This is a genomic window from Proteus vulgaris (assembly GCF_016647575.1).
Lineage (GTDB): Bacteria > Pseudomonadota > Gammaproteobacteria > Enterobacterales > Enterobacteriaceae > Proteus > Proteus mirabilis_B.
Genome location: NZ_CP032663.1, coordinates 387952 through 413871, shown reverse-complemented (window position 1 = coordinate 413871; position 25920 = coordinate 387952). Strand labels below are relative to the sequence as shown.

The 25920-nt window shown below is 38.5% G+C and carries 25 protein-coding genes; 9 read left to right on the top strand and 16 right to left on the bottom strand.

Annotation, left to right across the window (positions count from 1 at the left end; genetic code table 11):
- Window positions 1-19 precede the first annotated feature (19 nt).
- From ilvN to murQ, 11 genes are all read right to left on the bottom strand, one after another.
- The gene (gene ilvN / locus D7029_RS02020) at window positions 20-304 is read right to left on the bottom strand and encodes an acetolactate synthase small subunit (RefSeq protein ID WP_069368073.1); all 285 of its coding nucleotides are present in this window, start codon (window positions 302-304) and stop codon (window positions 20-22) included.
- A 3-nt stretch (window positions 305-307) separates the two neighbouring features.
- Window positions 308-2005 (bottom strand): acetolactate synthase large subunit, encoded by a 1698-nt coding sequence (gene ilvB, locus D7029_RS02015; RefSeq protein ID WP_088493916.1) that lies wholly within the window; start codon window positions 2003-2005, stop codon window positions 308-310.
- 108 nt (window positions 2006-2113) lie between these two features.
- Window positions 2114-2212, bottom strand: coding sequence for an ilvB operon leader peptide IvbL (ivbL, locus tag D7029_RS02010; protein WP_088493917.1), 99 nt, complete (start codon window positions 2210-2212; stop codon window positions 2114-2116).
- A gap of 242 nt (window positions 2213-2454) precedes the next feature.
- Window positions 2455-3966 carry a YfcC family protein gene (locus D7029_RS02005; protein ID WP_075672261.1) on the bottom strand — a complete coding sequence of 504 codons (1512 nt, stop codon included), beginning with the start codon at window positions 3964-3966 and terminating at the stop codon, window positions 2455-2457.
- Window positions 3967-4070: 104 nt separating this feature from the next.
- Window positions 4071-5018, bottom strand: a complete 948-nt coding sequence (gene arcC, locus D7029_RS02000; protein ID WP_194951707.1) for a carbamate kinase — start codon at window positions 5016-5018, stop codon at window positions 4071-4073.
- 15 nt (window positions 5019-5033) lie between these two features.
- Entirely contained in the window at window positions 5034-6026 is a 993-nt protein-coding gene (argF, locus tag D7029_RS01995; protein ID WP_088493920.1) for an ornithine carbamoyltransferase, read from the bottom strand.
- A gap of 136 nt (window positions 6027-6162) precedes the next feature.
- Window positions 6163-6264: a leader peptide SpeFL gene (speFL, locus tag D7029_RS18975; protein WP_109372621.1), complete on the bottom strand. Its 102-nt coding sequence runs from the start codon at window positions 6262-6264 to the stop codon at window positions 6163-6165.
- Between the two features lie 302 nt (window positions 6265-6566).
- On the bottom strand, window positions 6567-7355 hold the full coding sequence (locus D7029_RS01985; RefSeq protein ID WP_088493921.1) for a sulfite exporter TauE/SafE family protein: 789 nt from the start codon (window positions 7353-7355) through the stop codon (window positions 6567-6569).
- Window positions 7355-8206 carry a MurR/RpiR family transcriptional regulator gene (locus tag D7029_RS01980; protein ID WP_194951706.1) on the bottom strand — a complete coding sequence of 284 codons (852 nt, stop codon included), beginning with the start codon at window positions 8204-8206 and terminating at the stop codon, window positions 7355-7357. Before D7029_RS01980 ends, D7029_RS01985 begins: the two co-directional genes overlap by 1 nt.
- Before the next feature lie 24 nt (window positions 8207-8230).
- The gene (locus tag D7029_RS01975) at window positions 8231-9595 is read right to left on the bottom strand and encodes a PTS transporter subunit EIIC (RefSeq protein WP_194951705.1); all 1365 of its coding nucleotides are present in this window, start codon (window positions 9593-9595) and stop codon (window positions 8231-8233) included.
- A gap of 42 nt (window positions 9596-9637) precedes the next feature.
- Complete coding sequence (gene murQ / locus D7029_RS01970) at window positions 9638-10549, bottom strand: N-acetylmuramic acid 6-phosphate etherase (protein WP_194952571.1); 912 nt, start codon at window positions 10547-10549, stop codon at window positions 9638-9640.
- A gap of 272 nt (window positions 10550-10821) precedes the next feature.
- Here murQ and rhaB point away from each other — a divergent pair, with 272 nt between their 5' ends.
- From rhaB to rhaM, 5 genes are all read left to right on the top strand, one after another.
- Window positions 10822-12279 carry a rhamnulokinase gene (gene rhaB / locus D7029_RS01965; RefSeq protein ID WP_194951704.1) on the top strand — a complete coding sequence of 486 codons (1458 nt, stop codon included), beginning with the start codon at window positions 10822-10824 and terminating at the stop codon, window positions 12277-12279.
- 37 nt (window positions 12280-12316) lie between these two features.
- Window positions 12317-13567 (top strand): L-rhamnose isomerase, encoded by a 1251-nt coding sequence (locus D7029_RS01960; protein ID WP_194951703.1) that lies wholly within the window; start codon window positions 12317-12319, stop codon window positions 13565-13567.
- A 10-nt stretch (window positions 13568-13577) separates the two neighbouring features.
- Complete coding sequence (rhaD, locus tag D7029_RS01955; RefSeq protein WP_194951702.1) at window positions 13578-14399, top strand: rhamnulose-1-phosphate aldolase; 822 nt, start codon at window positions 13578-13580, stop codon at window positions 14397-14399.
- A gap of 75 nt (window positions 14400-14474) precedes the next feature.
- Window positions 14475-15509 (top strand): L-rhamnose/proton symporter RhaT, encoded by a 1035-nt coding sequence (rhaT, locus tag D7029_RS01950; RefSeq protein ID WP_194951701.1) that lies wholly within the window; start codon window positions 14475-14477, stop codon window positions 15507-15509.
- Window positions 15510-15584: 75 nt separating this feature from the next.
- Window positions 15585-15899 (top strand): L-rhamnose mutarotase, encoded by a 315-nt coding sequence (rhaM, locus tag D7029_RS01945; RefSeq protein ID WP_194951700.1) that lies wholly within the window; start codon window positions 15585-15587, stop codon window positions 15897-15899.
- A gap of 43 nt (window positions 15900-15942) precedes the next feature.
- Here the strand turns inward: rhaM and D7029_RS01940 are convergent, their stop codons facing one another.
- From D7029_RS01940 to rbsK, 3 genes are all read right to left on the bottom strand, one after another.
- On the bottom strand, window positions 15943-16791 hold the full coding sequence (locus D7029_RS01940) for a helix-turn-helix domain-containing protein (protein ID WP_194951699.1): 849 nt from the start codon (window positions 16789-16791) through the stop codon (window positions 15943-15945).
- Window positions 16792-16836: 45 nt separating this feature from the next.
- A complete protein-coding gene (rhaS, locus tag D7029_RS01935) occupies window positions 16837-17643 on the bottom strand; it encodes an HTH-type transcriptional activator RhaS (protein ID WP_194951698.1) in 807 nt (268 codons plus the stop codon).
- 394 nt (window positions 17644-18037) lie between these two features.
- Complete coding sequence (gene rbsK, locus D7029_RS01930; protein WP_194951697.1) at window positions 18038-18958, bottom strand: ribokinase; 921 nt, start codon at window positions 18956-18958, stop codon at window positions 18038-18040.
- 179 nt (window positions 18959-19137) lie between these two features.
- On the opposite strand from rbsK, the gene deoC reads away from it, so the two are divergent.
- From deoC to prfH, 4 genes are all read left to right on the top strand, one after another.
- Entirely contained in the window at window positions 19138-19806 is a 669-nt protein-coding gene (deoC, locus tag D7029_RS01925; protein WP_075672244.1) for a deoxyribose-phosphate aldolase, read from the top strand.
- Between the two features lie 55 nt (window positions 19807-19861).
- The gene (locus tag D7029_RS01920; RefSeq protein WP_194951696.1) at window positions 19862-20638 is read left to right on the top strand and encodes a DeoR family transcriptional regulator; all 777 of its coding nucleotides are present in this window, start codon (window positions 19862-19864) and stop codon (window positions 20636-20638) included.
- 313 nt (window positions 20639-20951) lie between these two features.
- A complete protein-coding gene (locus tag D7029_RS01915; protein WP_228766724.1) occupies window positions 20952-22088 on the top strand; it encodes an RNA ligase RtcB family protein in 1137 nt (378 codons plus the stop codon).
- Complete coding sequence (prfH, locus tag D7029_RS01910; protein ID WP_194951694.1) at window positions 22088-22699, top strand: peptide chain release factor H; 612 nt, start codon at window positions 22088-22090, stop codon at window positions 22697-22699. Before D7029_RS01915 ends, prfH begins: the two co-directional genes overlap by 1 nt.
- Before the next feature lie 222 nt (window positions 22700-22921).
- Here the strand turns inward: prfH and D7029_RS01905 are convergent, their stop codons facing one another.
- Complete coding sequence (locus D7029_RS01905; protein ID WP_194951693.1) at window positions 22922-24196, bottom strand: MFS transporter; 1275 nt, start codon at window positions 24194-24196, stop codon at window positions 22922-22924.
- A gap of 95 nt (window positions 24197-24291) precedes the next feature.
- A complete protein-coding gene (locus D7029_RS01900; RefSeq protein WP_194951692.1) occupies window positions 24292-25878 on the bottom strand; it encodes an N-acyl-D-amino-acid deacylase family protein in 1587 nt (528 codons plus the stop codon).
- Window positions 25879-25920: the final 42 nt, after the last annotated feature.

The following is a 25920-nucleotide window of genomic DNA, read 5'->3' as shown; positions in this document are numbered from 1 at the left end:
AAGAGAGAGCCAATCTGTATTAATTTAAATAACTTTCCATTTGCTCAAAAACACGTAAGTCATCGCTGAATCTCACTTCTTTTACGTCTTCAAGCTTTTCTACCTGACTCACCATCTGCATTAAGCGATCATCTTTTTGCACTAATAGCCAAATCCGGCTTTTATCGCTATTTTTCATCGGTAAACACAAAATACCATCGACGTTAAATGCACGGCGAGCAAATAGCCCACAAATATGGGTCATAACACCGGGATGATTGCGAACAATCAATTCCAGCGCGATAGGTTGTGATTGTTGTGACATAAATTAAGCTCCTATCATCTCAATATTTGCCGCCCCTGGCGGTACCATTGGAAATACTTTTTCATGAATATCAATCATTACATGAATTAAACATGGACCTGGTTTTTCAATCGCTGCTTTTAGCGCACTGGCAGGATCCGCTTCCTGATTTAAGTCACAGGTATCTAAACCAAAACCTTGTGCAATACGAATAAAATCTGTTTGATAAGGGTAAGCCGCAGCATAAATACGCTCTTCAAAAAACAGCGTTTGTTGTTGGTGAACCAATCCTAACGCCTGATTATTTATCAAAATAATTTTGATATCTAATTGATGTTCAGCTGCCGTAGCAAATTCTTGAATATTCATCATAATGCTACCATCCCCTGAGAAGCAGAGGATTTTCTTATCTGGCTCAGCTAATGCGGCACCAATTGCTGCTGGTAAACCAAATCCCATCGTACCTAAACCGCCAGACGTTAACCACTGTCGAGGTCGATTTAACGGATAGGCTTGTGCTACCCACATCTGATGTTGCCCAACATCTGTTGTAATAATGGCATCATCATCTACGCAATTTGCGGCTGCCAATACAATACCGTAACCACTCAGAATATTTTCAGAGTTTTTCATCTCTAATGGATATTCTTGTTTCAGTGTCGTAACACGCTCTATCCATTCATTGCGCTTGTTTGTATTAATCAATGGTAATAACAGTGATAACACTGATTTTGCATCAGCGTGGATCGCAATATCAGGGCGTTTGATCTTACTAATTTCAGCGCGATCGATATCAACATGAATAATTTTAGCATTAGGGCAAAACTTCTCGGCTTTACCAATGGCGCGATCGTCAAATCGAGCCCCTAATACAATCAACAGATCGGCTTCTTCTAAAATAAAATTGGTGCTACGAGTCGCGTGCATACCCAACATCCCCAAATACAGAGGATGCGAAGGTGGCATTAATCCTAACCCCATTAAGGTCATTGTTGTTGGCAGGTTGTTTTTCTCTGCTAATTCAATTGCTTCTTTACAGGCTTCCGAGCTAATGATCCCCCCACCTAAATATAAAACAGGTTTTTTAGCCTGATTAATCATTTGCGCCGCTTGTATCACTAAATCAGTATTAAATGCGGGAACAGGATCTTTTTGTGGAATAGGCGGTAACACTTCTAATGTAATTTTGGCTTGCTGAATATCTTTTGGTACGTCAACCCAAACAGGACCCGGTCTTCCTGACATCGCTAAACGAAACGCATCACAAATAATTTCAGGTAACTCAGCAATATCACGAACTAAATAGTTATGTTTAGTAATTGGGATAGACATGCCGTAAGTATCAACTTCTTGGAAAGCATCAGTTCCAATCATCGCTGAAGATACCTGACCTGTAATACAAACTAAAGGAATAGAATCAAGCTTAGCATCGGCAATTGCTGTGACTAAATTTGTCGCACCCGGTCCACTTGAAGCAATACAAACAGCAGGTTTACCATTTGCACGGGCAATACCTTGTGCAATAAAACCAGCACCTTGTTCATGGCGAGTTAAGATATGTCGAATAGATTTACTTTGGCTCAATGCGTCATACAACGGAAGCGCTGCACCACCAGGGATCCCTGCAACTGTCGTAATGCCTTGCCGTTCCAGTAAATAAACGATTAATTGCGCACCAGTAAACGTTCTACTTGTTGTGGCGTTTTCTTGTTGATCACCCATTTTTATCTGTCCTTTGTTTTAAGCCGGACTTGATGGGCAGGTAGAAAAGAAAAACCCCGCCCGGTTAGTGCGCCGGCGGGGTTTCGAAATTGTGTTGATTCGGACCCGTTACGGCGCTTTGCCGACGACCACCACCACACGCACGACAACCACAGCCGCGATGTGCGCTGTTAGTCGTAGGCTTTGTAGTAGATTAGTGATGATCATGGGTTACCTATCAATTAATTTAGTGATGTGTTTACGTGTTATCTATATTTAAAAAAACATAACTTCTACAAATTAACAACCTTTTTTTTCGGTTTATTTTTTATCACCGCTAAAAACGAGAGCTAGATCACTTCTAGTGAAAATCAAAAAATAACTCCGATTGCAGCATAAAAAACTAGATTAATTTCACATTACAGAATAACCAAAAATCCATTTAATAACGTAAACACATCAATTTAATTTTATAGAAAAGCGACTTGAACCAATAACAGTGTTGCTGAAAGTACAAACATAAATATCACCATCGGCATAATAAATTTAAGCCATTTGTTATAGGAGATATCTAGCATTTGCAATGTCGCTAACACCAGTCCGGTAGGTGCTAAAAACAACATAATATATTGCCCCCAGTTATATGCTGATACCACCATATAACGAGGAACACCAACTGCGTCAGCTAATGGCGCCATAATTGGCATCGCTAAAACCGCAAGACCTGAAGAGGAAGGAACAATAAAACCTAGACAGATAAAAACAACGAGCTGTGCTAATAAGAATAGGCTTGGTGGCATTCCTGCAACCATATGAGACATAAACTCAAGGATAGTATCGGCAATTTTACCTTGTTCCATCACAAGGTTAACACCACGAGCTAAACCAATTATTAATGAAACGCCAACGAGTTCAGAAGCCCCATGAATAAATCCATCAATGGCTGTTTTTTCTTTTAATCCAGAAAGGAAAATTATGATGATAGCGATAGCAAGGAACAGAGCCGCCATTTGTGGGAACCACCAGCCCATGTCCATAACGCCCCAAACCATAATAGGAAAAGCAGCAACAAATAAGCAGAGGATCACTTTACGACGCCACGAAAATTCTAATATCTCATTAGGATCGTAATTACTTAAAAAGCGCTGTTTAAAACTTTCGGCATTTTCATAATTATAAGAGAAAGCCGGATCTTTTTTGATCTTCTTGCAATACCAATATAAATAAACCAAAACACCGATCGTACCAATCACTAACCCAATAGTACGAAAGCCAATTCCTTCAATAAAACTGATCCCCGAAGCATTTGATGCAATAACAACGGAGAAAGGATTGACAGTTGAGAAACCTGCCCCCATTGAAGAGGCAAGAAAAATAGCCCCGACACACACAATAGCGTCATAGCCCAATATTAAGAATATAGGGACTAATATGGGATAGAAGGCGACGGCTTCTTCTTCAATCCCACAACTTGTCCCGCCTATGGATAATATAATCGTGACACCAAATACCACTAAAAACTCTTTGCCTTTGGTTCGATTTGCCAGTGCTGTTAAACCTGCATTGAATGCGCCAGTTTTATTAACAACTCCGATAAGCCCCCCCAATACAAGAATAAAAACAATAACATCAGCTCCCTCTATCGTCCCTTTCACCATACTTTCGGTAATATCCATTATCCCTTTAGGTTGCTGTGCTACGCGTTCATAGGTTCCGGGTATTGCTATCGGTTTTTTAATTGTCCCATCCGTGAATTTATCAATCTCAATAGAGACATTTAAATCATTTAATGTGGCTTGAGTTGCAGGTAACACTTCATGAGAACCATCTATTTTCGCAACCACTAATGATGGCTCTGTTGAGTTATAACTTAATCGTTGATATTCGCCAGCCGGAATAATCCACGTTAAGCCAACCACAATTACTGTAATTGCAAATAAAATAGTAAATGCGGTCGGAAACGCAAACTTTTTAAGTTTCATAAGCGCCCTCGACTTAAATAAGAGGTAACTCTGCCAGTAGAAATAATATCTAACTGGCAGTGTTTATTTTTAGAATTAAATTTAGAATGATGATAAGTATGATATTAATCAGAAATAATTGTTGTACCTGTTTTTCCTTCTAAAGCAGATAATGCATTATCTAAAGAAGTAATAATCGCTTGTACACCTTTATCACTCTCTTTTATAAAATTAAGGCAAGCCTCGACTTTAGGTAACATACTTCCTTTTGCAAATTGCCCTTGAGAAATATATTCCTGAGCTTGGGAAAGGGTTAATTTATCTAAATTCACTTGCTCTGGTTTATTAAAATTAATAGCGACTTTATCAACAGCCGTTAATATTAATAAAGTATCTGCTTTTAATTCGACAGCTAATTTAGCGCTAGAGTTATCTTTATCAATAACAGCATCAATACCTTCTAATTGCTCCCCTTTTCGAATAACAGGAATACCACCACCACCAACCGTGATCACCACAATATTGCGTTCGACTAACTGTTTAATAATTGGTGATTCCACAATTTCTTGCGGTTTGGGTGATGGAATAACTCGACGATATCCACGCCCTGCATCTTCCATAAAGTGGAAGCCATGCTCTTTTTCAATAGCCTCTGCTTGTTGTTGAGTATAAAACGCGCCAATTGGTTTTGTGGGTGATAAAAAAGCAGGATCATTTTTATCAACAACCACTTGCGTCACAATGGTTGCACAGCCATGATTTTTATTCAGATTTCTCGTACATAATTCATCATTAATCGCCTGTTGTAGATGATAACCGATATAGCCTTGGCTCATTGCACCGCATTCAGCAAATGGCATATAAGGGGTGCCTATGTTCTGTTGCGATGCATAATCCATAGCTAAATTGATCATCCCTACTTGCGGACCATTTCCATGACCAATAATGACTTGGTAGCCTTTCTCAACCAAATCTACAATCGGTTTTGCGGTTTTCCGTACTATCTGTTTTTGCTCTAGTGGCGTACTGCCCAGTGCATTTCCCCCTAAAGCAATAAATACCTTCTTAGGCATCGTTAACTCCTTGCTTTAGCTTAAAGTCGCAAACATAACGGCTTTAATGGTATGCATACGGTTTTCAGCTTGGTCGAAAACTTTTGATTGGCGGGACTCAAAAACACCGTCTGCCACTTCCATTTCACTCAAGCCAAATTTTTGATAAATATCTTCACCAATAGTTGTTAAACGGTCATGGAATGAAGGTAAACAGTGTAAGAAAATAGCGTGTGGATTTGCCATTTTCATCATAGATTCATTAACTTGATAGGATTTTAATAAACGAATACGCTCATCCCAAACACTGTCTGGCTCACCCATTGAAACCCAAATATCGGTATAGAGAACATCAGCGTCTTTTGCCCCTTTCTCGATATCTTCTGTCAATGTAATAGAGCCTTCGTTTTCAGCTGCGATTGCACGACATTCCTTCACAAGCTGCTCTTCTGGCATTAAAGATGCTGGGCCACATGCGGTAAAATGTAAGCCTAATTTCGCGCAAACCACCATTAAAGAGTTAGCAACGTTATTGCGGGCATCACCAAAGAAAGTCAGCTTAAGCCCTTTTAAATGACCAAAATTTTCTTCAACTGTCAGCATATCCGCCAACATTTGAGTTGGATGGAATTTATCGGTAAGACCATTCCATACAGGTACTCCTGATTTCGCTGCCAATTCTTCAACTAATGACTGATCAAAACCACGATATTCAATACCATCATAGAAACGCCCTAACACACGCGCAGTATCTTCAATAGACTCTTTTTTCCCCATTTGTGATGAGCCTGGATCAAGATAAGTAACTCCCATTCCTAAATCATAACCCGCAACTTCAAAGGCACAACGTGTACGTGTTGAGGTTTTTTCAAATAATAAAACGATATTTTTACCCTCTAAAGAGCGATGAGGAATACCCGCCATTTTTAATGATTTAAAATGTTTAGAAAGCTTTAATAAATATTGAATTTCAGCTGATGAAAAGTCGAGTAATTTTAAAAAACTTCTACCTTTAATATTAATAGACATAATAATCCTATCTCCTAATTATTCTGATAATAATAGAGTTAAAAAATATTTTGTTATTTAAAAAATAGAGAACCTTCCTCAATAACCTAGGTTATTAAGAAGTATGCTTTATATTTTTAGAGCATAGAAAGAGGGTTTATCCGTTAAAAACAGAGAAATGGAAGCACTGACGTTGTTTATACATCATAATGTGGGCAATACGTCTAATATGAGGTGTTTTCCTATTATTATTTTCCATAATACTAGTACCTTCACTTATAGGTATTAAATGAGGGTTACAGTGAAACATATAGGAATTAACATTAATGTGACTATCATCTCAATTATCTATTTACGATAAAAACCATATATCAGTAAAAATAAATTATCAAAAACACATTCCATTAACACACAATAAAAAAGTGGTTGATCATTTTTATATTAATAATGACCTCAATTAAATTAATGAGATAATAGAATAATAGCCAATAAAAAATTATTTTTATTTGGCTATTATTTAAATTATGCGTTTATAGTTAACATTAATGATACATTTTGATACTAGAATAATTTAGCTAACATCATCACGGCACTACAAATAATTAAGATCAAAGTCGCATACTGAAACACCCTGTCAGGCATTCTGATTAACAGCCACTTAGACAGCGGAATAGAGATCAACGAACCTAAAAATAACACCAGAGCCAAATGAATATCTGTATGCCCATCTTGCATATAGGCGAGTGCTGAAGATCCCGATAATAATGTCGTGGTAAATATAGAAGTACCAATGGCTTGCTTAATCGAGAGGTTTGCATAACGCAGCAATAACGGTAATACAACTACGCCACCACCCACCCCTGTCGCACCTAAAACAACACCTGCTGCAATTGCAGGAAGTAATAGTGCTTTTATATTTAAAGGTGCTAACGCTGTATTTTCAACGACAACCGGAGGTAATGAGAAAAACATTCTCTGTACAAAGAGAAATAGAGAAAAAACAATAGCACTAACAACAAGCGCATTAATTCCCCATTCAACTTGTTGCTGATACTGCTCTAGTGAACCTAAGTAATTAACCAAAACACTGGCTAAAAAGGTACTTGGTAGCATTATTCCTAATACAATCATCGCCCTTTTAAAGGGAATATTTCCAAGGCGAAAATGCATATAAGACGAAGTGACTTTCATCAACATGGATAATAAATTAGCCGTTGCGACTGCCATTAATGCATTCATGCCAAAGAAATAGGTCAATACAGGTAAAACAATAACCCCGCCACCCACACCCGTCGTGCTTATAATTAAACCAATAGCCGCACCCACCGCTAATGTGGTGATAAGTAACATTATTGATTTCCTTGCATAACAGCTTCTCGCCCTTTTAATAATGCTTTTTCTGCTGACTCACTGGCTAATGTCATATATTTAAAAAACAGCACATCAAAGGCGACCATTTGTAAAACTTGTGGCGTGATCACCCCTAATTGAGAGTGTTGCTCGTCATAAAAATAAGGCAACGTATAATCAGATAATCGCGTTGCTTCATCTTGTCCAAAACGCGTTAATGCCACCGTTAAACAACCTTCATCTTTTGCTGATTTCAGCATTCGATTAATATCCGCCGTATTCCCTCTAGCCGTGACAGCAATAGCAATATTATCAACAGATAAATTAGCGGAATAAGCCAGTTGAGCATGAAGATCTGGACTAAATAACGTGTTTTTATTTACACGAATTAATTTATGAAAAATATCACTCGCCACAACCGACGATGCACCAATACCAAACAATACGATACGTTTTGCTGATACCATTTTTTCAGCTAACACATCAATGGTATTGGGATCTAACAAAGCCAACGAATCCAAAATAGCGCTGGTAAACAGATGCCCTGTTTTGGAAATAATTAATTCTGTCGAGTCTGTTTTTGCAAGATTGCCATAGAGAATATCGCCACTACTTTTTTGTTGCTTTTCTTCTGAAAGGTAATCAATTTTAAATTCAGGATAACCGCGATATCCCATTTGACGAGAGAAACGGATAACAGAAGCACTACTTACACCTGCTTTAAGTGCCAGATCAGCGGCATTCATACTGGCAATATTCTCACTATTCTCCAATAAATAATGAGCAATACGTTGTTCTGTGCCTTTGCCTTGTGTTAGCAAACTTTCAAGCTTTTTGGTCAGTGTCGACATTCTGTTATCCTTTTTATTTCTGACTTATTTCTCTGGATCAGTAAATCCCATTAGCATACTGGCAATAAAACCGACAATCCATGCACCTAATACTGCAATCAAGAACTTAATAATTTGACCATCACCGACTAACGGAATTAATGATAACCCAGCTGTACCAAATGGAATAATGATCCCAACTTGGAAATATGCCATTAATGCACCACCCGCAGCGCCACCAATACATCCTGCGACAAACGGTTTTCCTAATGGAAGAGAAACACCAAATAATAAAGGCTCACCAACACCAAAAATACCAACAGGTAATGCACCCATTAATGTTTTCTTTAAACGCTGATTTTTAGTACGTAAATAAACCCAGAAACAAGAGCCTACTTGCCCCATTCCACCCATAGCTAAAATAGGGAATAGGTAATTTAAACCAAAAGTATTTAAGATTTCGGTATGAATAGGAATTAACCCTTGGTGTAATCCCGTTAAGAGTAAAAATAAGAAACTTCCCCCTAACGCTGCACCCGTTACAACTGCGCCACCACCTTGATTTAAAAGTGATAGTGAAACGCCCTGTGCTAATAACTGATTAAGATAATGACCGATTGGTTGGAATATCATAATCGCCACAAGTGAAGAGACTAAAATAGTCACAAACGGCGTTAAGATAAGATCGAGACTCTCTTTAACGATACTACGAAACCATAATTCTAATTTTGAAGAGAACACGACCACCATTAGTACCGCAAAAATACCGCCACTGTTTGGCTGTAATTTCTCGCCAAATAAAGTGATATCAGCAAGTCCCGGCATGGCTAATAACCCCGCCATTACCGCACCAATCGAAGTTGACGCTCCCAACTCTTTCGCTGTATTTATCCCAATCATAATAGAAAGATAGGCAAATACCGTACTACCAATTAATTTGAATAATTTAAATAGCTCGGGGAATTGCTCAACTAAGCCCGGTGCGACTAAACGGATAATATTAATTAGCCCCATAATCAAACCGCAGCCAATTAAAGCAGGAATTGTCGGAACAAAAATAGCCGCTAATGTATTTAGCATCCGACGAATGGAAAAGCCTTTTTTCACTGGTGTTGACGCAGGCTCATCTTCACTACTTGCAGAGCTGTTTTGCATACGCTTATTCATGATGGAATAAACTTTTGCCGCAGTTCCCATTCCTACAATTACTTGATGCTGTTCGCCATTAAATACAACACCTTTAACGCCTTCGACTTGTTTTAAAGCGTCCGAATCAAATAGCGAGCTATCTTTTAAAATCAATCGAATACGGGTCATACAATGTGTTAGGATTGCCACATTTTGAAACCCACCAGCGTGTCTTTCTATTTCTATTGCTAACGTGTCGAGATGTTCTATTTTATTAGCCATATATGTGCCTGCTAAAGTTCAGAGTGTTTACTCATATTGTTATTAGTTAAATAGGGCAAGTTGCTGTTGTAGCGAACAATAAGGATATTGCTGTGTAATTTGATCGACTTTCTCCACACTCAAGTGAAGTTCATACATTAAAATGGCTTTTCTAGGATGATAATTAACCATTTGTAACAGCGTTCTGGCTCTTTCATTGGAAATTCCACACACTTCGCTGACAATGCCTTCAGCACGACGTTGCAATTTCTCATTACTTGCAATCACATCCACCATAAGGTTTTTATGCACTTTTCCAAGCTTAGTCATTACGCTGGTGCTTAACATACCCAAAATCATTTTTTGAGCCGTGCCGCTTTTCATTCTTGTAGAGCCTGTTAACACCTCTGCGCCCACATCTGGCGCAATAGATAAGTCTGCAATTTCACTCATCATACTTTTGCCACGTGTGGTAATAGAGACAGTCAACGCCTTTAGCTTTTTACCATATTGCAAAGCAGCGACAGTAAAGGGTGTGCGACCGCTTGCAGCAATACCAATAACGACATCTTTATGGCTGACATGACGACGTTGAAGTTCTTCGATTGCCGCTTCTTGGCTATCCTCAATATTTTCGACCGCTTTTAGCATTGCATCATGACCGCCTGCAATAATCGCCTGCACTAATGTAGGAGATACACCAAAAGTAGGAGGACATTCCGCACTGTCTAAGACCGCCAATCGGCCACTTGTTCCTGCGCCGACATAAAAAATACGCCCACCTTTTTGCAAACGCTCAGTAATTTTTTCTACTGCCTTAGCAATAGCGGGCAATTCTTTTTTAACGGCATTGGCAACAGTCATATCTGCATTATTGATAAGCGTAACCAACTCTAAAGCGCTTAATTCAGAAAACTGTGCTGTTTCTTGATTGCTTTCATTTTTAAGACATTCGCTCAATGCATCTTCTTTCATCACAACAACCCTAATGAAACCAAATTTCAATAAAAATTACATCTTATGAAATTACATTTCAATCATACTTGTCATCACTTTGTGAAATCAGTCACATTATAAAACAGGTCATAAAGGATCTCGTTTGAAAGCTTATTGGTGAAATTGTGAATAGCATCACGCCGACTTTGGTTATTCTGCCAACTTTTCAGTTTATTGGCAGAATGTTTAACGCATCATTTTGACTCACTTCTTAAGATAGCCTGAATTTCTACATCACAGGAATTTAGACTATGAGTATCCGATACACCGTTGCTATCGATCTTGGTGCTTCAAGTGGTCGCGTCATGTTAGCAAGCTTTGATAAAGCTCATCAGCAATTATCACTGACTGAAATTCATCGTTTCACTAATCGTTTTATTATGAATGAAGGCCATACTTGCTGGGATCTAGACTTACTAGAGCAACATATTCGCACAGGCTTATCTTTAATAGAGCAGCAAAATATTGTCATAAGTAGCATCGGTATTGATACTTGGGGCGTTGATTATGTGCTGTTAAATGCACAAGGAGAGCGTGTTGGTCTAAGTTACTCTTATCGTGATAAACGCACTGAAAACGTGATGCGACAAGTGCAACAAGATCTCAAAACTGAATGGATCTATCAACAAACGGGCATTCAATTTCTTCCCTTTAATACCCTCTATCAGCTTAAAGCCATGCAACTTGAAGCGCCATCATGGCGAGAGAATGTGGCGCATTTTGTGATGATCCCTGACTATCTTGCCTACCGTTTAACTGGTGAGCTTAATTGTGAATACACCAATGCCACCACATCACAATTAGTCGATGTAAAAACCGGAGATTGGAATAAAGCACTGCTTGATTATCTGCAAATTCCTCATCATTGGTTTATGCCCATTAAACAACCCGGAAATACGATTGGTTATTGGCAAAATAGCAAAAATGAGGCAATTCCTGTTATTTCTGTTGCCAGCCACGATACAGCAAGTGCGGTGATTGCTACGCCGCTAAAAGATCAACAGTGCGCTTATTTAAGTTCAGGAACTTGGTCTTTAATGGGAATTGAACGCTTCACACCTTGTGTTTCAACCCAATCTTTACATGCTAATATTACTAATGAGGGTGGTGTTGAAGGTCGTTATCGTGTTCTTAAAAATATTATGGGGCTGTGGTTATTTCAGTCTATATGTAAAGAACACCACATCACTGATATTGCTGGATTAATTAATGATGTCGAACACATCACTCCTTTTACTTATTTGATTAATCCTAATGATGAATGCTTTCTCAACCCAGACTCGATGAGTAAAGCAATCCAAGACTACTGCCAACAACAGGGAAAAATCGCGCCTAGCACACCAGCACAATTGTCACGCTGTATTTTTGACAGTTTGGCACTGCTTTATCGCTATGTTTTCCTTGAATTACAAACACTTCATTGTACGCAATTAACACAATTACATATTGTTGGCGGAGGCAGTCAAAATGCTCTGCTTAACCAACTTTGTGCCAACACCTGTGGAATTCCCGTTATTACGGGTCCTATCGAAGCATCAACGCTAGGTAATGTGGGCTTACAACTCATTGCACTAAATGAAATTGAAGATATCGACCATTTTCGCCATTTGATAAGCAAAAGCACCACTCACACTACGTTTATGCCTAAAGCGCCACCAAGCGAAAATGTGTGGCAATCATTTTTACAACTTATTGAAACTAAACGCTAAAGATTTTTATACGCGATTTACGGATAAGGAAAGTGCCATGTCTAACATTAAAGAAAGTTATCAACTTGCCAAGCAACGTTTTTCACAAATCGGTGTTGATACAGAAAAAGCTATTCAAGCAATGGAAGCATTGCCTGTATCTATTCATTGCTGGCAAGGTGATGACGTTGCAGGATTTGAACCTTCAAATTCCGCATTAACTGGCGGCATTCAAGCAACGGGGAATTATCCGGGTAAAGCGCGTAATGCCACAGAACTACGTGCAGATATGGAAAAGGCAATGAGCCTTATTCCTGGTACAAAAAGAGTTAATCTTCATGCTCTTTATTTAGAATCTGATACACCTGTTGAGCGCAATGAAATCAAACCCGCGCACTTTGCCAATTGGGTTGAATGGGCAAAGCAACAAAAAGTTGGCCTCGACTTTAACCCTTCCTTTTTCTCTCACCCTTTAAGCCTTGAAGCCACATTAACGCACGCTAATAAAGAGATCCGTGATTACTGGATTGGTCACGCCAAAGCATGTCGTCGCATTTCTGCCTATTTCGGTGAATCACTGAATACGGCTTCGGTGATGAACATCTGGATCCCTGATGGCATGAAAGATACCCCTATCGATCGCTACGCTCCAAGGCAACGTCTTGTTGAAGCACTTGATGAAGCTATTAGCGAGAAATTCTCCACTAAGCATCATATTGATGCTGTTGAAAGTAAATTGTTTGGTATTGGTGCTGAGTCTTATACCGCGGGATCTAGTGAGTTTTACCTCGGCTACGCCATTACTCGTCAAACCGCACTTTGTTTAGATGCAGGGCATTTCCATCCGACAGAAGTTATTTCAGACAAAATTTCTGCGGTGATGCCTTACGTTGAACGCTTACTTCTCCATGTGAGTCGCCCTGTTCGTTGGGATAGCGACCACGTTATTTTACTCGATGATGAAACACAGGCGATTGCAAATGAAATCATCAGACATAACTTACAAAACCGTGTTCATATCGGTCTTGATTTCTTTGATGCTTCTATTAACCGTATCGCTGCTTGGGTTATTGGTACACGTAATATGAAAAAAGCACTGTTACGTGCCTTACTCGAGCCAACCCCAATGTTACGCCAATTAGAAATTGATGGTGATTTCACGGCACGTCTTGCCTTATTGGAAGAGCAAAAAGCACTACCTTGGCAAGCCGTTTGGGACGAATACTGCGAGCGCCAAAATGTTCCTGTTGGTGATAAGTGGTTACAAGAAGTTCGTCATTACGAAAATAGTGTTTTATCAAAGAGATAAGGTTAACTCCATGCAAAAAATTCTCACATCTTGTTTTGTGCAAGGCATGATCAAAGCCACCAGTGATATGTGGCTCAAAGGCTGGGATGAACGTAATGGCGGGAATGTCAGCTTACGCTTAACACCAGAGGAAGTTCTACCTTATCAAGGAGACTTTTATTCAACACCACGCTATATCGAAGTCACAGAATCCGTTAAAGAATTAGCAAATCAATACTTTATCGTGACAGGATCAGGTAAGTTTTTTCGCAATGTGGCACTCGATCCCGAAGATACCTTGGGATTGGTAAAAATTGATGAAGAAGGTCAGGGTTATCACATCGTTTGGGGATTGGTTAATGGTGGTGTTCCAACATCTGAATTTGCAGCCCATTTTCAATCACATATTACGCGGCTAAAAGTCACTGAAGGACAAAATCGCGTCATTATGCATTGCCATGCGACAAACTTGATTGCACTTAGCTACGTGCTACCGCTCGATAGTGCCACTATTACACGCCAACTTTGGGAAATGAGTACAGAGTGTTTAGTGGTGTTCCCTGACGGTATTGGTGTTTTTCCTTGGATGGTGCCAGGGACAGATGGCATTGGACTTGAAACAGCACGACAAATGGAAAAACACGGATTGGTTTTATGGCCATTCCACGGCATTTTTGGCTCAGGACCGACTCTTGATGATGCATTTGGCTTAATTGATACCGCTGAAAAATCAGCTGAAATTCTAGTCAAAGTACTCTCAATGGGCGGTAAAAAGCAGACCATCTCTACCGAAAATCTTATTGCGTTAGCTAAACGCTTTAATGTTTCTCCAATGCGCGAAGCACTGAAATAACACCCGTTTCTTTGTGGCAAAGCCGTTCCTTTGTCACAAAGAAAAACACAATAATAATGGTATGAGGAAAAACTCATGGGTAGTGGAATTATATTAGGCATTTTCTGGCACTTTGTCGGTGCCGCCTCCGCTGCATGTTTTTACGCACCACTGAAAAAAGTTAAAAGATGGTCATGGGAAACCATGTGGTCTGTGGCTGGGATATTTTCTTGGATAATTTTACCTTGGACAATCAGCTACTTACTACTTCCTGATTTTTGGGCATATTACGCCTCTTTTGGTAGTGAGATCCTGTTACCTGTCTTTTTATTCGGTGCAATGTGGGGAGTGGGAAACATTGGTTATGGTCTGACAATGCGCTATTTGGGAATGTCCATGGGGATTGGTATTGCCATTGGAATAACCTTAATTGTCGGCACATTAATGACTCCGATTATTCAAGGTAAATTTGGTGAACTCGTTGCTTCAACTGGGGGAAAACTAACTTTGGCCGGAGTGGCAATTGCCCTCGTTGGCGTGGCGATAGTCTCTTATGCAGGGCTTTTAAAAGAGCGTGCAACTGGTATTCAAGCTGAAGAGTTTGATCTGAAAAAAGGCTTATTATTAGCCGTAATGTGCGGTATTTTTTCTGCTGGCATGTCATTTGCGATGAGTGCAGCCGTTCCTATGCATGAAACTGCATCCCAATTAGGCGTTTCTCCTCTCTATGTGGCTTTGCCAAGCTATGTGGTAATTATGGGGGGTGGTGCATTAATTAATTTAGGCTACTGCTTTAGTCGCCTGATGTGTAAAAGAGATCTCTCTTTCAAACTTGATATTTCTGTCCCTAAAGCACTACTTATTAGCAATATCTTATTTGCCATCTTGGGTGGCGGTATGTGGTATTTCCAATTCTTCTTTTATGCGTGGGGACACGCCAATATTCCAACAGAATACGGCTTTATGAGCTGGATGCTACATATGAGCTTCTATGTCTTATGTGGTGGTATCGTCGGCTTAATATTAAAAGAGTGGAAAGATACTGGAAGAAAACCTGTACGTATTTTATCTCTGGGTTGTTTAGTGATTATTCTTGCTGCCAATATTGTGGGCTTAGGTATGGCTGCATAAATTAATTATCAGGGTTAATGTGCATTAGCCCTGATATTTCCTGATAAAAATCTTATCTTAATTAAGAGGTTACCCATGATAAGAAAAGCCTTTGTTATGCAAGTTAATGCCAATGCTCATCAAGAATATCAACAACGACATAACCCAATTTGGCAAGAGCTTGAAGCAACATTAAAAGCTCATGGTGCTCATAATTACTCCATCTTCCTTGATAAAAAGAGAAACCTACTTTTTGGTTATGTGCAAATTGAGTCAGAAGCGCAGTGGAATGCGGTCGCTACGACAGAAATTTGCCAAAAATGGTGGAAATACATGTCTGATGTTATGCCATCAAATCCAGACAACAGCCCTGTAAGCGATGATTTACAAGAAGTGTTCTTTCTTAAATAACCGTTCATTTAGGGTGATATTTTAATAATATCGCCCATCTGACTTATTTATTGTTATGAAAATTTTGTCGATAATCACTTGCCGTAATATTCATTTTCTTATGAAAAACAGATGAGAAATAATTACTGTCTTCATAACCACACTGCGCAGCAATATCACTAATTAATAAATCGGTTGTTCTTAATAATGTTGCCGCATGGCATAAACGTAATTGCTGTAAATAACCAGTGATTGTCATTCCTGTATTCGATTTAAATAATCGATATAATGAACGAGAAGCAACCTGATGCTCTTGTGCAAACCCATTTAAAGAAAATGGTGTTGATATACTTTGATTTAGTCTTGTAATTAAAATATCAATTAAATGTACAGAGCTTACAGGTGAATTATTGGGTTGATAGCGATAACGATAAATCAATAAGATAAACTGTAAGAAAAGAGATTCACATAAGTGAATTGAAAGGCTGTCAGGCTTACGACACTCTTTATCTATTTGTTCGATAATAGGAACAAATTGAGATAAACAAGAAGGTGGTAATTTCCACTGACGCATCTCTTTTACTTCTGTGATTAAAGGAAGATATTTTGATATTTCTTGATTGAATAACAGTTTTTCAGGTTTATACAAGATATTAACTAGTTTTAACTGATTAACGGCATAATAGCCGTGCCTATCATTGGCATTAATATAAAAAAAGTCACCACAAGTTATAGGGTAATCATCCCCATTCCATGTATGAATGCCATTTCCCGAAAAAACCATGACTAATTCATTAAAATCATGATCATGAATAACAAAACTCTCTTGCGATTTTCTTTTTTCTATTGTGATAGTATTCTCATCACAAATAAAATAATTGTTACCTTTTAGGGTTAAAATATTGTTATTCATTACCACTCCCAAATACTTAAAAAAACATCATTGCTAGATTGCATTCTATGTACAATAACGTAACGCTCTGGGTGTGACATTGTACTCATTTTTAAAACAGGTAGAGAAATAGGCGCTATCATTAAAACCACAATTCAATGCAATATCAGTAATACGCTCATCCGAAAAACGAATTTTATAATAAGCATCTGATAATCTTAGTTTCATTAAATAATTTTGAGGCGATAACCCCAAATGATTTTTTATGTGCCTATGTAGCGTTCGTAATGAAATATCGTACTTTTCAGCAAGTGCTGCCCAATCAACAACCTCAAGATAATTCATATTTAACCAGCGTAATACTTGCATCATTTTTTGTTCATTACTTCCATCTGTTATAGTATTATATTTTCCTTCTTGCAGTGTCACCAATAATTGAAAAAATAGACTCTCTTCTTCAGCAATATCTTTTCCTGTCACCTTACTTAATTTATCAATTATTTTTTGTGACTTAATAAAATTAACTTTATTTAATAACCAATGTGAGCATTTATCTTTATTATTCACAGGTAGAAACTGACTAATATTATTTAAATATGTAAACTCTGATATAGAGCGATATAAAACATTCGTTAAATTTAAACCTGAAACATTATCAAATAAATGATAATCCTCAGATTTAATATAACAGACTGTCCCTGGACATAACGTATGAGGTTGTCCATTTAAGACATGTAATCCAATCCCTTGGGTGACAATAAATATTTCACTGAAATCATGAGTATGTTCAGGAAATATAGGCTGCGGAACCCTAGGCTCTACCGCAATGGGTTGATTTGGTGCAGAAAAATAATCTTCACTGTATAGTTTCATTTGACACCCTTAAGCATAATTATTATTTACTTTCTCAAATAGTTCTTTTATTAAGAACTACTCTTGAAAAAATATGGTTGAAAAATAAAAATATAAAATAAAGTCACTTATAAGGTACAAAAACAACAAGAATAACTAATTCTAAGCAGTAAAAAGGAAAATCACCTTTAACATTCAGACAAGAAGTATTTATTTTTGGCAAAAAATTAAAGAAGAACCTCATCAATTAATAAATTTGTGAAGTCACATGCAATTAATAATGTATTAAAACGTATTTTCTCATTGATTAATGTAACTGATAATCCCCCATCTAAATAGATGAGGGAAAGGATAATAGTGTAGCTTAAACGATTAAATCATCATAATCAGATAATGTCCTAAATAGAATTATCCGTTATTTTTTATTTCCTAAAAACTGCCCAAATTCTTCAATGCTTGGATAAGAAGATTGTGTGCCTTTTCCGGCAACACTTAAGCCTGAAAACATCACGGCTTTATTTAATGCTTCTTCAATATTATTGGTGTGAACATAATAATGAGAGAAGCAACCAATAAAGGCATCACCTGCCCCGCTGGTATCTATTGCATCAACTTCGATGGCAGGAATGTACTTCTCAATTTCGCCATTCATCCATAATGCACCTTTTTCACCTAATGTAACGATGACATTCTTAAAGCCTTTTTGTAGTAAAGAACAAGCGGCTTCACGAATTTCATCCATTGTGGTGATTGGCATACCCGTCAAAATTTCCAGTTCTGTTTCATTAGGAACAAAAAAGTCACAACGAGCAGCAATATTAAGATCTAATGCTTTTGAAGCGGGCGCAGGGTTAAATAACACAGGAATATGGTGTTTGTTACCAAACTCAATAGCGTGATAGACCGTTTCAAGCGGGATTTCTAATTGCAATACAATTATTTTGCATTTTTTCAGGCTATCTGTCGCTCTATCAATATCTTCTGGCGACAAATGCTGATTAGCGCCTTTCACAATTAAAATGCTATTTGATGATTGAGAAGTCACAAAAATAGGTGCAACACCGCTTGTTGTCCCAGGCACTTTTTCAACATAGCGAGTGTTAATACCGTAAGACTCTAAATTCATGATGGTGTTATCCGCGAAAATATCATCACCAACTTTTGTTAACATCATCACTTTTGAATTTAATTTAGCCGCAGCAACCGCTTGGTTAGCCCCTTTACCACCGCAACCAATCTTAAATGCCGGCGCCTCAAGGGTTTCGCCCTCTTTTGGCATCCTATCTATATAGGTGATCAAATCCACCATATTTGAACCAATCACTGCGATATCCATAGCGCCTCTTACTCTTATGTGAAATTTATAAATGTGAAAATAGTGACATTTTGATAGATGCATAACAGTATCATGTTATTTAAATATCATTTGTGATTGTTATCTCGTTAAAACAGCACTAATATGTTGCCAAACTAACATGAGTGATAAATAACAATCTTCTTATTAAGGAATATACTATGCGTCCATTAGCTAATTATATCGATCATACCCTTCTTGCTGCAGATACAACTGAAGCACAAATCAAGAAATTGTGTGCTGAAGCAGCTGAACACGGTTTCTTCTCTGTTTGTATTAACACTTCTTACATCCCTTTAGCAAGAACTTGCCTTAAAGGAAGTGATGTAAAAGTATGTTGTGTTATCGACTTCCCATTTGGTGCTGGTTTAACAGCAACAAAAGCATTCGAAGCGGCTGAAGCTATTCGTCAAGGCGCACAAGAAGTCGATATGGTTATCAATATCGGTATGTTAAAAAGCGGTCGTTTAGACTTCGTAAAACAAGATATTGAAGCAGTAAAAGCAGCTTGTGGTAATACAACTCTGAAAGTTATTTTAGAAACTTGCTTATTAACTGACGACGAAGTACGTTTAGTTTGTGAAATGTGTCGTGAGATCCGCGTTGATTTTGTGAAAACATCAACAGGATACAGTACAATGGGCGCAACCGAACATCATGTTGCTTTAATGCGCAAAACAGTGGGTGATGAAGTTGGCGTGAAAGCATCAGGTGGTGTTCGCGATCGTCAAACAGCATTAAACATGATCAAAGCAGGTGCAACACGTATCGGTGCTAGCGCAAGTGTCGCTATCGCAACAGATTCAGATGCACCTGAATCAAATTACTAATTATTTAGCGTATATTTTCTTGGAGTACGCTATTCGATAACACAAGGATCCTTCGGTGATAGAGACCAAACAGCACGAACGTTTGCGCCGCCTCAGTGAATGTATTAAACGCTCAGGTCGCATACATCTTAAAGACGCCGCGAGGATCCTTGAAGTTTCTGAAATGACAATTAGGCGCGACCTTAGTTCTGACGCCGAAAACCCTTTTCCGATGTCATTATTAGGGGGTTACGTTGTTGCATTAGCTCAGCCTCATTCAGGGTTAATCTCAACATCCTCTGATATTATTACGCCGGATCAAACTGAAGAACTTCATATTCCCAATCTTGCCGCAGGTATGGTCTCTGACGGCGATGTGCTTTTTTTCGATAATGGGCAATTTATTCCTACACTGATTGAGCTTATTCCCGATAACCTGCATTTCACCGGAATTTGTTATTCTCATCGTGTATTTTTGGCATTAAGCCAGAAGAAAAATGCTACCGTATTACTCTGCGGAGGTGAATATCGCCCTAAGAGTGATTCATTCTACAATCCTACCCAACCCTCTTATCTTGATAGCATTAATCCTAAGAAAGCCTTTATTTCAGCTGAAGGTGTTCATCTCGATTTTGGCGTTACCTGTTATAACATCGACGATCTTTATATGAAGAAAAAAGCGATGGATAAATCTATTCGTAAAATCTTACTCACCAAATATCACTATTTTGATGAAACAGCGACAGGCAATATGGGCGATTTAGCTCAGTTTGATGTTGTTATCACAGATAGAAAATTAACGGATGATTACGAAGATTATTGCCGAAAAAGCTCAGTAAAAGTGATTTATTAATTAAAAATAGAGTGCTAACTAAAATAGTTAATAAAGAAAAGTTAGCCTTAAATTAAATAAATTATATTTATTCTCTTTTATAAAAATAAAGAAAATTCACGCCACTTTTTGATTGCCAAGGCAAAAAAAAGTGGTTACTATGCCAGCGATTTATTATTTCTCACCCATTTTAATTAACGCAAGGAGGTATCCCATGACAACTACAAATATGAATACTCTTTGCGGACAATCTCAGAAGTAATCCTTTTTTCCTTCTTTTTGCTGTCCGCCAATCAATTTATTTTTTTATCCTTTACATTATATGGATTGGTATATGGACAAGTGTGTTCATTATTTATCTGATAGCGTTTGTTATATCGCATCGGATAATACTTGGATTGAAAGCAAAGCAATCCAACAACTAGAAACAACGGCTCAACTTCCTGATATGGCTTATGTGGCAGGTATGCCAGACCTACACCCAGGTCGCGGTTATCCTATTGGTGCAGCCTTTTTTTCTGTTAATCGTTTTTACCCTGCTTTAGTCGGAAATGATATCGGCTGTGGCATGACACTCTTTCAAACTGAATTTAAAAACAGCAAACTTAACTTAAATAAAGCAGAAAAACAGTTGAGTGAAATGAGTGATATCGCACCTTCAGAATGGCTAGAAGCACATCTACCGACTGAAATGCAAAACCATCCTTTTGCTGGCTCTTTAGGCTCTATTGGTGGCGGTAATCACTTTGCTGAATTCCAACAAATTGACCAAGTGATCAATGAAACGCTTTTTGCTGAAAGTGGTATCAATAAAAAACAGTTATTGCTACTCGTTCACAGCGGATCGAGAGGTTTAGGACAATCTATCTTACGTGCCCATACAGAACAGTTTGGTCATAAAGGACTGATTGCTAACACCGAAGATGCAAATGAATATTTGCAAGCTCACAATAATGCACTTGATTATGCAAAGATTAATCGTCGCCTTATTGGTGAAAGAATGATGCACCAAATTCGCACTCAAGGCGAAGTTATTTCTGATGTAAATCATAATCTTGTCGAACCTTGCGAATTACATGGTCAACAAGGTTGGTTACATCGTAAAGGTGCAACACCGGCACATCACGATATGGTGGTTATTCCGGGTTCACGCGGTGATTACAGCTATATTGTTAAGCCCATTGTGTCTGAATTAAGCCTTCATTCATTACCGCATGGTGCAGGTAGAAAATGGATGCGTACAGAGTGTAAAGGCCGTTTATCACACCGTTTTACACCTTTACAACTTTCACGAACTGCATTAGGTAGCCGTATTATTTGTGCCAATAAACAACTGATTTATGAAGAAGCACCACAATCTTATAAATCAATTGAGACTGTGATTGAAAGTATGGTGAGCATTGGATTAATCGAAGTTATTGCACGTTTAAAACCCGTGATCACCTATAAAACAAGTGGGGAGATGGAGTAATGTTATTACAATTCACCTCCGCACAAGGCCCTGAAGAGTGCTGTTTAGCTGTTGAAAAAGCCTTAAATTACTTTTTGAAATCAACGACAAAACAGCAGGTGAACGTTACTGTTCTTGAAAAAGAGCCTTCACGTCATGGCTTAAAATCTGCGTTAGTGTCTCTTGAAGGTAGTGATGCACAAGCTATCGCACAACAGTGGGCAGGTTCAGTGCAATGGCAGTGTGCAAGCACATTACGACCACGACACAAGCGTAAAAACTGGTTTATTGGTGTTGCTTGTTTTGAACAACCTGATGAAATTAATGACAAAGAAATTGTCTTTGAAACCATGCGTTCCAATGGTCCCGGTGGTCAGCATGTTAACAAAACAGAATCTGCGGTCAGAGCAACACATATTGCCACCGGCATTAGTGTAAAAGTGCAATCAGAGCGTAGTCAGCACGCCAATAAAAAGCTCGCTAAGCAACTTATCGCATGGCATTTAGAGTCTTATATGATGAAGCAACACGCCTCATTAAATAGCCAACGCCATATTGCCCATCACCGAGTTATTCGTGGCGATGCCACACTCTGTTTTAGTGGTAATGATTTTGTTCTGATAAGCAAATAATGTTATTAAGCTAACAAAAGCAAAGCCACGATTTTTAATCGTGGCTTTTTTTAAGACAAAAGTATCCTGCAATAAGATTTTTTAAATTAAAAAATCAATAAAGCGTATAGTGAGTTTTAATAAATAAATCTTACAGTTAATACATTTATTTTATTTAATTAATCTTATTTCTTTTAATAACATCACACTTATTTAAATATAAATATTATTAATACTGATTAATTAAATTTCTGCGGGTGTATTTCGCATTTTAACAGTGAACGTCACAACAGCAGAGGCAACCAATGCAATTATCATAAACATAAATGCACTGTCATAACTACCACCACTGGCTTTAATTAAGAAGCCCATAACAGGTGCGGAAACAACACCCGCCATTTGACCACCGAAGTTAACAATCCCTGAAGCACGCCCCATAATTTTATTCGGGATAGTATCCATTAAAATACCCCAGAACATTGCCATAGCGAAGAACATAAATAATGCTGAAATACACTGATATACAACCGCCATATCAGCACTTTCAACGGTATATGTCATATATAAGAAGCCTGCTGCAATCACTGCGGTAACCATATATAACCATTTACGCTGTGATTTACATTTATCAGAAACATAACCACCTAATAATGTACCACCAGCACCAAATAAGAATGGAATAGCCGCCATTACCCCAGTTTTAGCCAAAGAGAATTCACGAACAGTAATTAAATAACTTGGTAACCATGTTGAGAATCCCCAGAAGGTAATATCAAACAGAAACCAAATTGCTGCCATTTGCCACAACACAGGCATCTTTAAAACGTCTTTAAAAGGTACCACTTCAACAGGTTTATCCGTTAATGTACCATCCGCCGCTAACTCATCGAGATCTTGCTGAGTAATACTTGGGTGATCTTTTGGATTATCACGAGTGAAGAAATAAATACCGGCTGCAATTAATAAACCCGGAATACCTAAAACAATAAACACCATATGCCAGCCAAAAGCACCGATAATACTCGCGGCAACAATTACCGCTAATGCTGGCCCTAAGGTATTTACTGTTGATTGAATTGCCGTTGCGCGACCACGCTCTTTAGATGGGAAATAAGTTGAGATCATTTTCCAAGAGGCAGAGGGAAAACAGCCTTCACCAATACCGAATAAGAATCGTACGGCAAGCATTAACGGTAATGTAAACACCATACCTGTTAAGCTGGTAAATACTGACCACCATGCAATACCGATCGCCATGATTTTACGTGCACCAAAACGGTCAGCTAAGAAACCACCGGGGATTTGGAATGCCGCATAACCGACAAAAAACGCACTGATTATTAAGCCTTGTTGGGTGGTATCAAGATTAAGATCACGTCCAATAAAGGGTAATGAAACACTCATTACCATTCTATCTAAGAATGAAAGTAACCATGCTAACCAAATTAAGGATAAAACGGTATAACGAGCTTTCCATGTTTTCTTCTGATGAAGGTCTGGAATAATATTTGAACTCATTTTCCTGTTCCTCAGGTAAGGGGAAACCATCACGGTTGAAAAACAACCGTGATAAACAGAGATAAGGTTTAACGTTTAAGAGCGCTATTGTGCGGCTATGCTCTTAAAACATGACCGCTACAAGCGTAACTTTCGACCCCATTAATTAATGCGATACGGCCATTGACCATCACCAAGTCGATCCCTTCTGGGTATTGGTTTGGTTCAACAAACGTGCCTTTATCAATAATGGTTTCAGGATCAAACATCACAATATCTGCGGCATATCCCTCTTTAATTAAGCCTCTGTCGGTTAATCGAAGGACTTCGGCAGGTTTACCTGTCATTTTGCGGATAGCTTGTTCCCAAGTGAGACATTTTTCTTCTCTGACGTATTTCCCTAAAACACGAGGAAAGGCACCGAATACACGGGGATGAGGCTTACCTGCGCCCATTAGCCCATCAGTACATACGTTTTGTTCAGGACGACATAAGAATTTGATCACGTGTTCTTCTGTACCGTAAAAATCCACCATTCCTACCGCATTTTCTTCTTCATATAGCAGATCGAAAGTTGCGTTATACGGATCTTTTCCTCTCAATTTGCCTAGCTCTACAAGACTAAGACCAACGGCATCTTGGTTTTTTTCTGTTTTAGAACTAGTGACATAAATATTTTCTAACCCTGCGAAATCAATAAAGTTATCCCAACCCGGAATGCCTTTTTCGATATCTTCAATCATCTTTTTACGCAGTTCAGGAGAAGCTAAGCGTTCTAATAGTTTCTCTGTACCTCCGGCGTGAACCCAAGGCGGTAAAATTACCCCAAGCATGGTACTGCCTGCTACATATGGGTATTGGTCAAAAGAGATACGGATACCCTCTTTTTGTGCTTGCTCTAACATACCGAGCATTTCGTCAATTAATCCCCAGTTTTTCTTACCGCAAACCTTCATATGAGAAATATGCAACCAAACACCCGATGCTTTGGCCATATCAATAAGCTCTTGAGTCGATTGAATAATATCGTCAGCTTCACTGCGCTGGTGAACGACAAAAATACCATTGTGTTTTGCTGTCACCTTACAAAGTTCGATCATTTCAGCAGTATCACCAAAGGCACAAGGCATATAAATCAATCCTGTTGATAAACCAAATGCCCCTGCTTTTAATTCACGCTCTAAGATCTCACACATTTTGGCGACATCTTCGCGAGTTGAAGGATTACCTTCTAATCCCATCGCTTCCATTCGTATGTTGCCATGAGGAACAAGGTAAGCAAGATTCGTTGCAGAGCCTCTGGCTTCCAACATCCCCAAGTAACCTTCGGTATTTTTAAAATGCCAATCAATGCTGTCAGAATCACCATCTAAACCCGCAATATTCTTGCGCCACGCTGAAATATATTGTTCCGGTAATGGTGCTAACGCGACACCATCTTGCCCTAACAATTCAGTGGTGATCCCTTGGCGGATTTTGGCGGATAAAGCGGGGTTAAGCAGAGCAGACAGATCAGAGTGAGTATGAGTATCAATAAAACCGGGACAGACTATTTTCCCTGTTGCATCAATGATCTGATCATTTGTTTTTGCATCAAACTGACCGATTTTTATTATTTTTCCTTCATTAACCACAACATCAGCTTGAAATGCACTTGCCCCTGTTCCATCAATAACAGTGGCGTTTTTAAATATTGTTTTCATTCTGTTATTTCTCCAAAGAGCATCTGACGATTTTGTCAGATA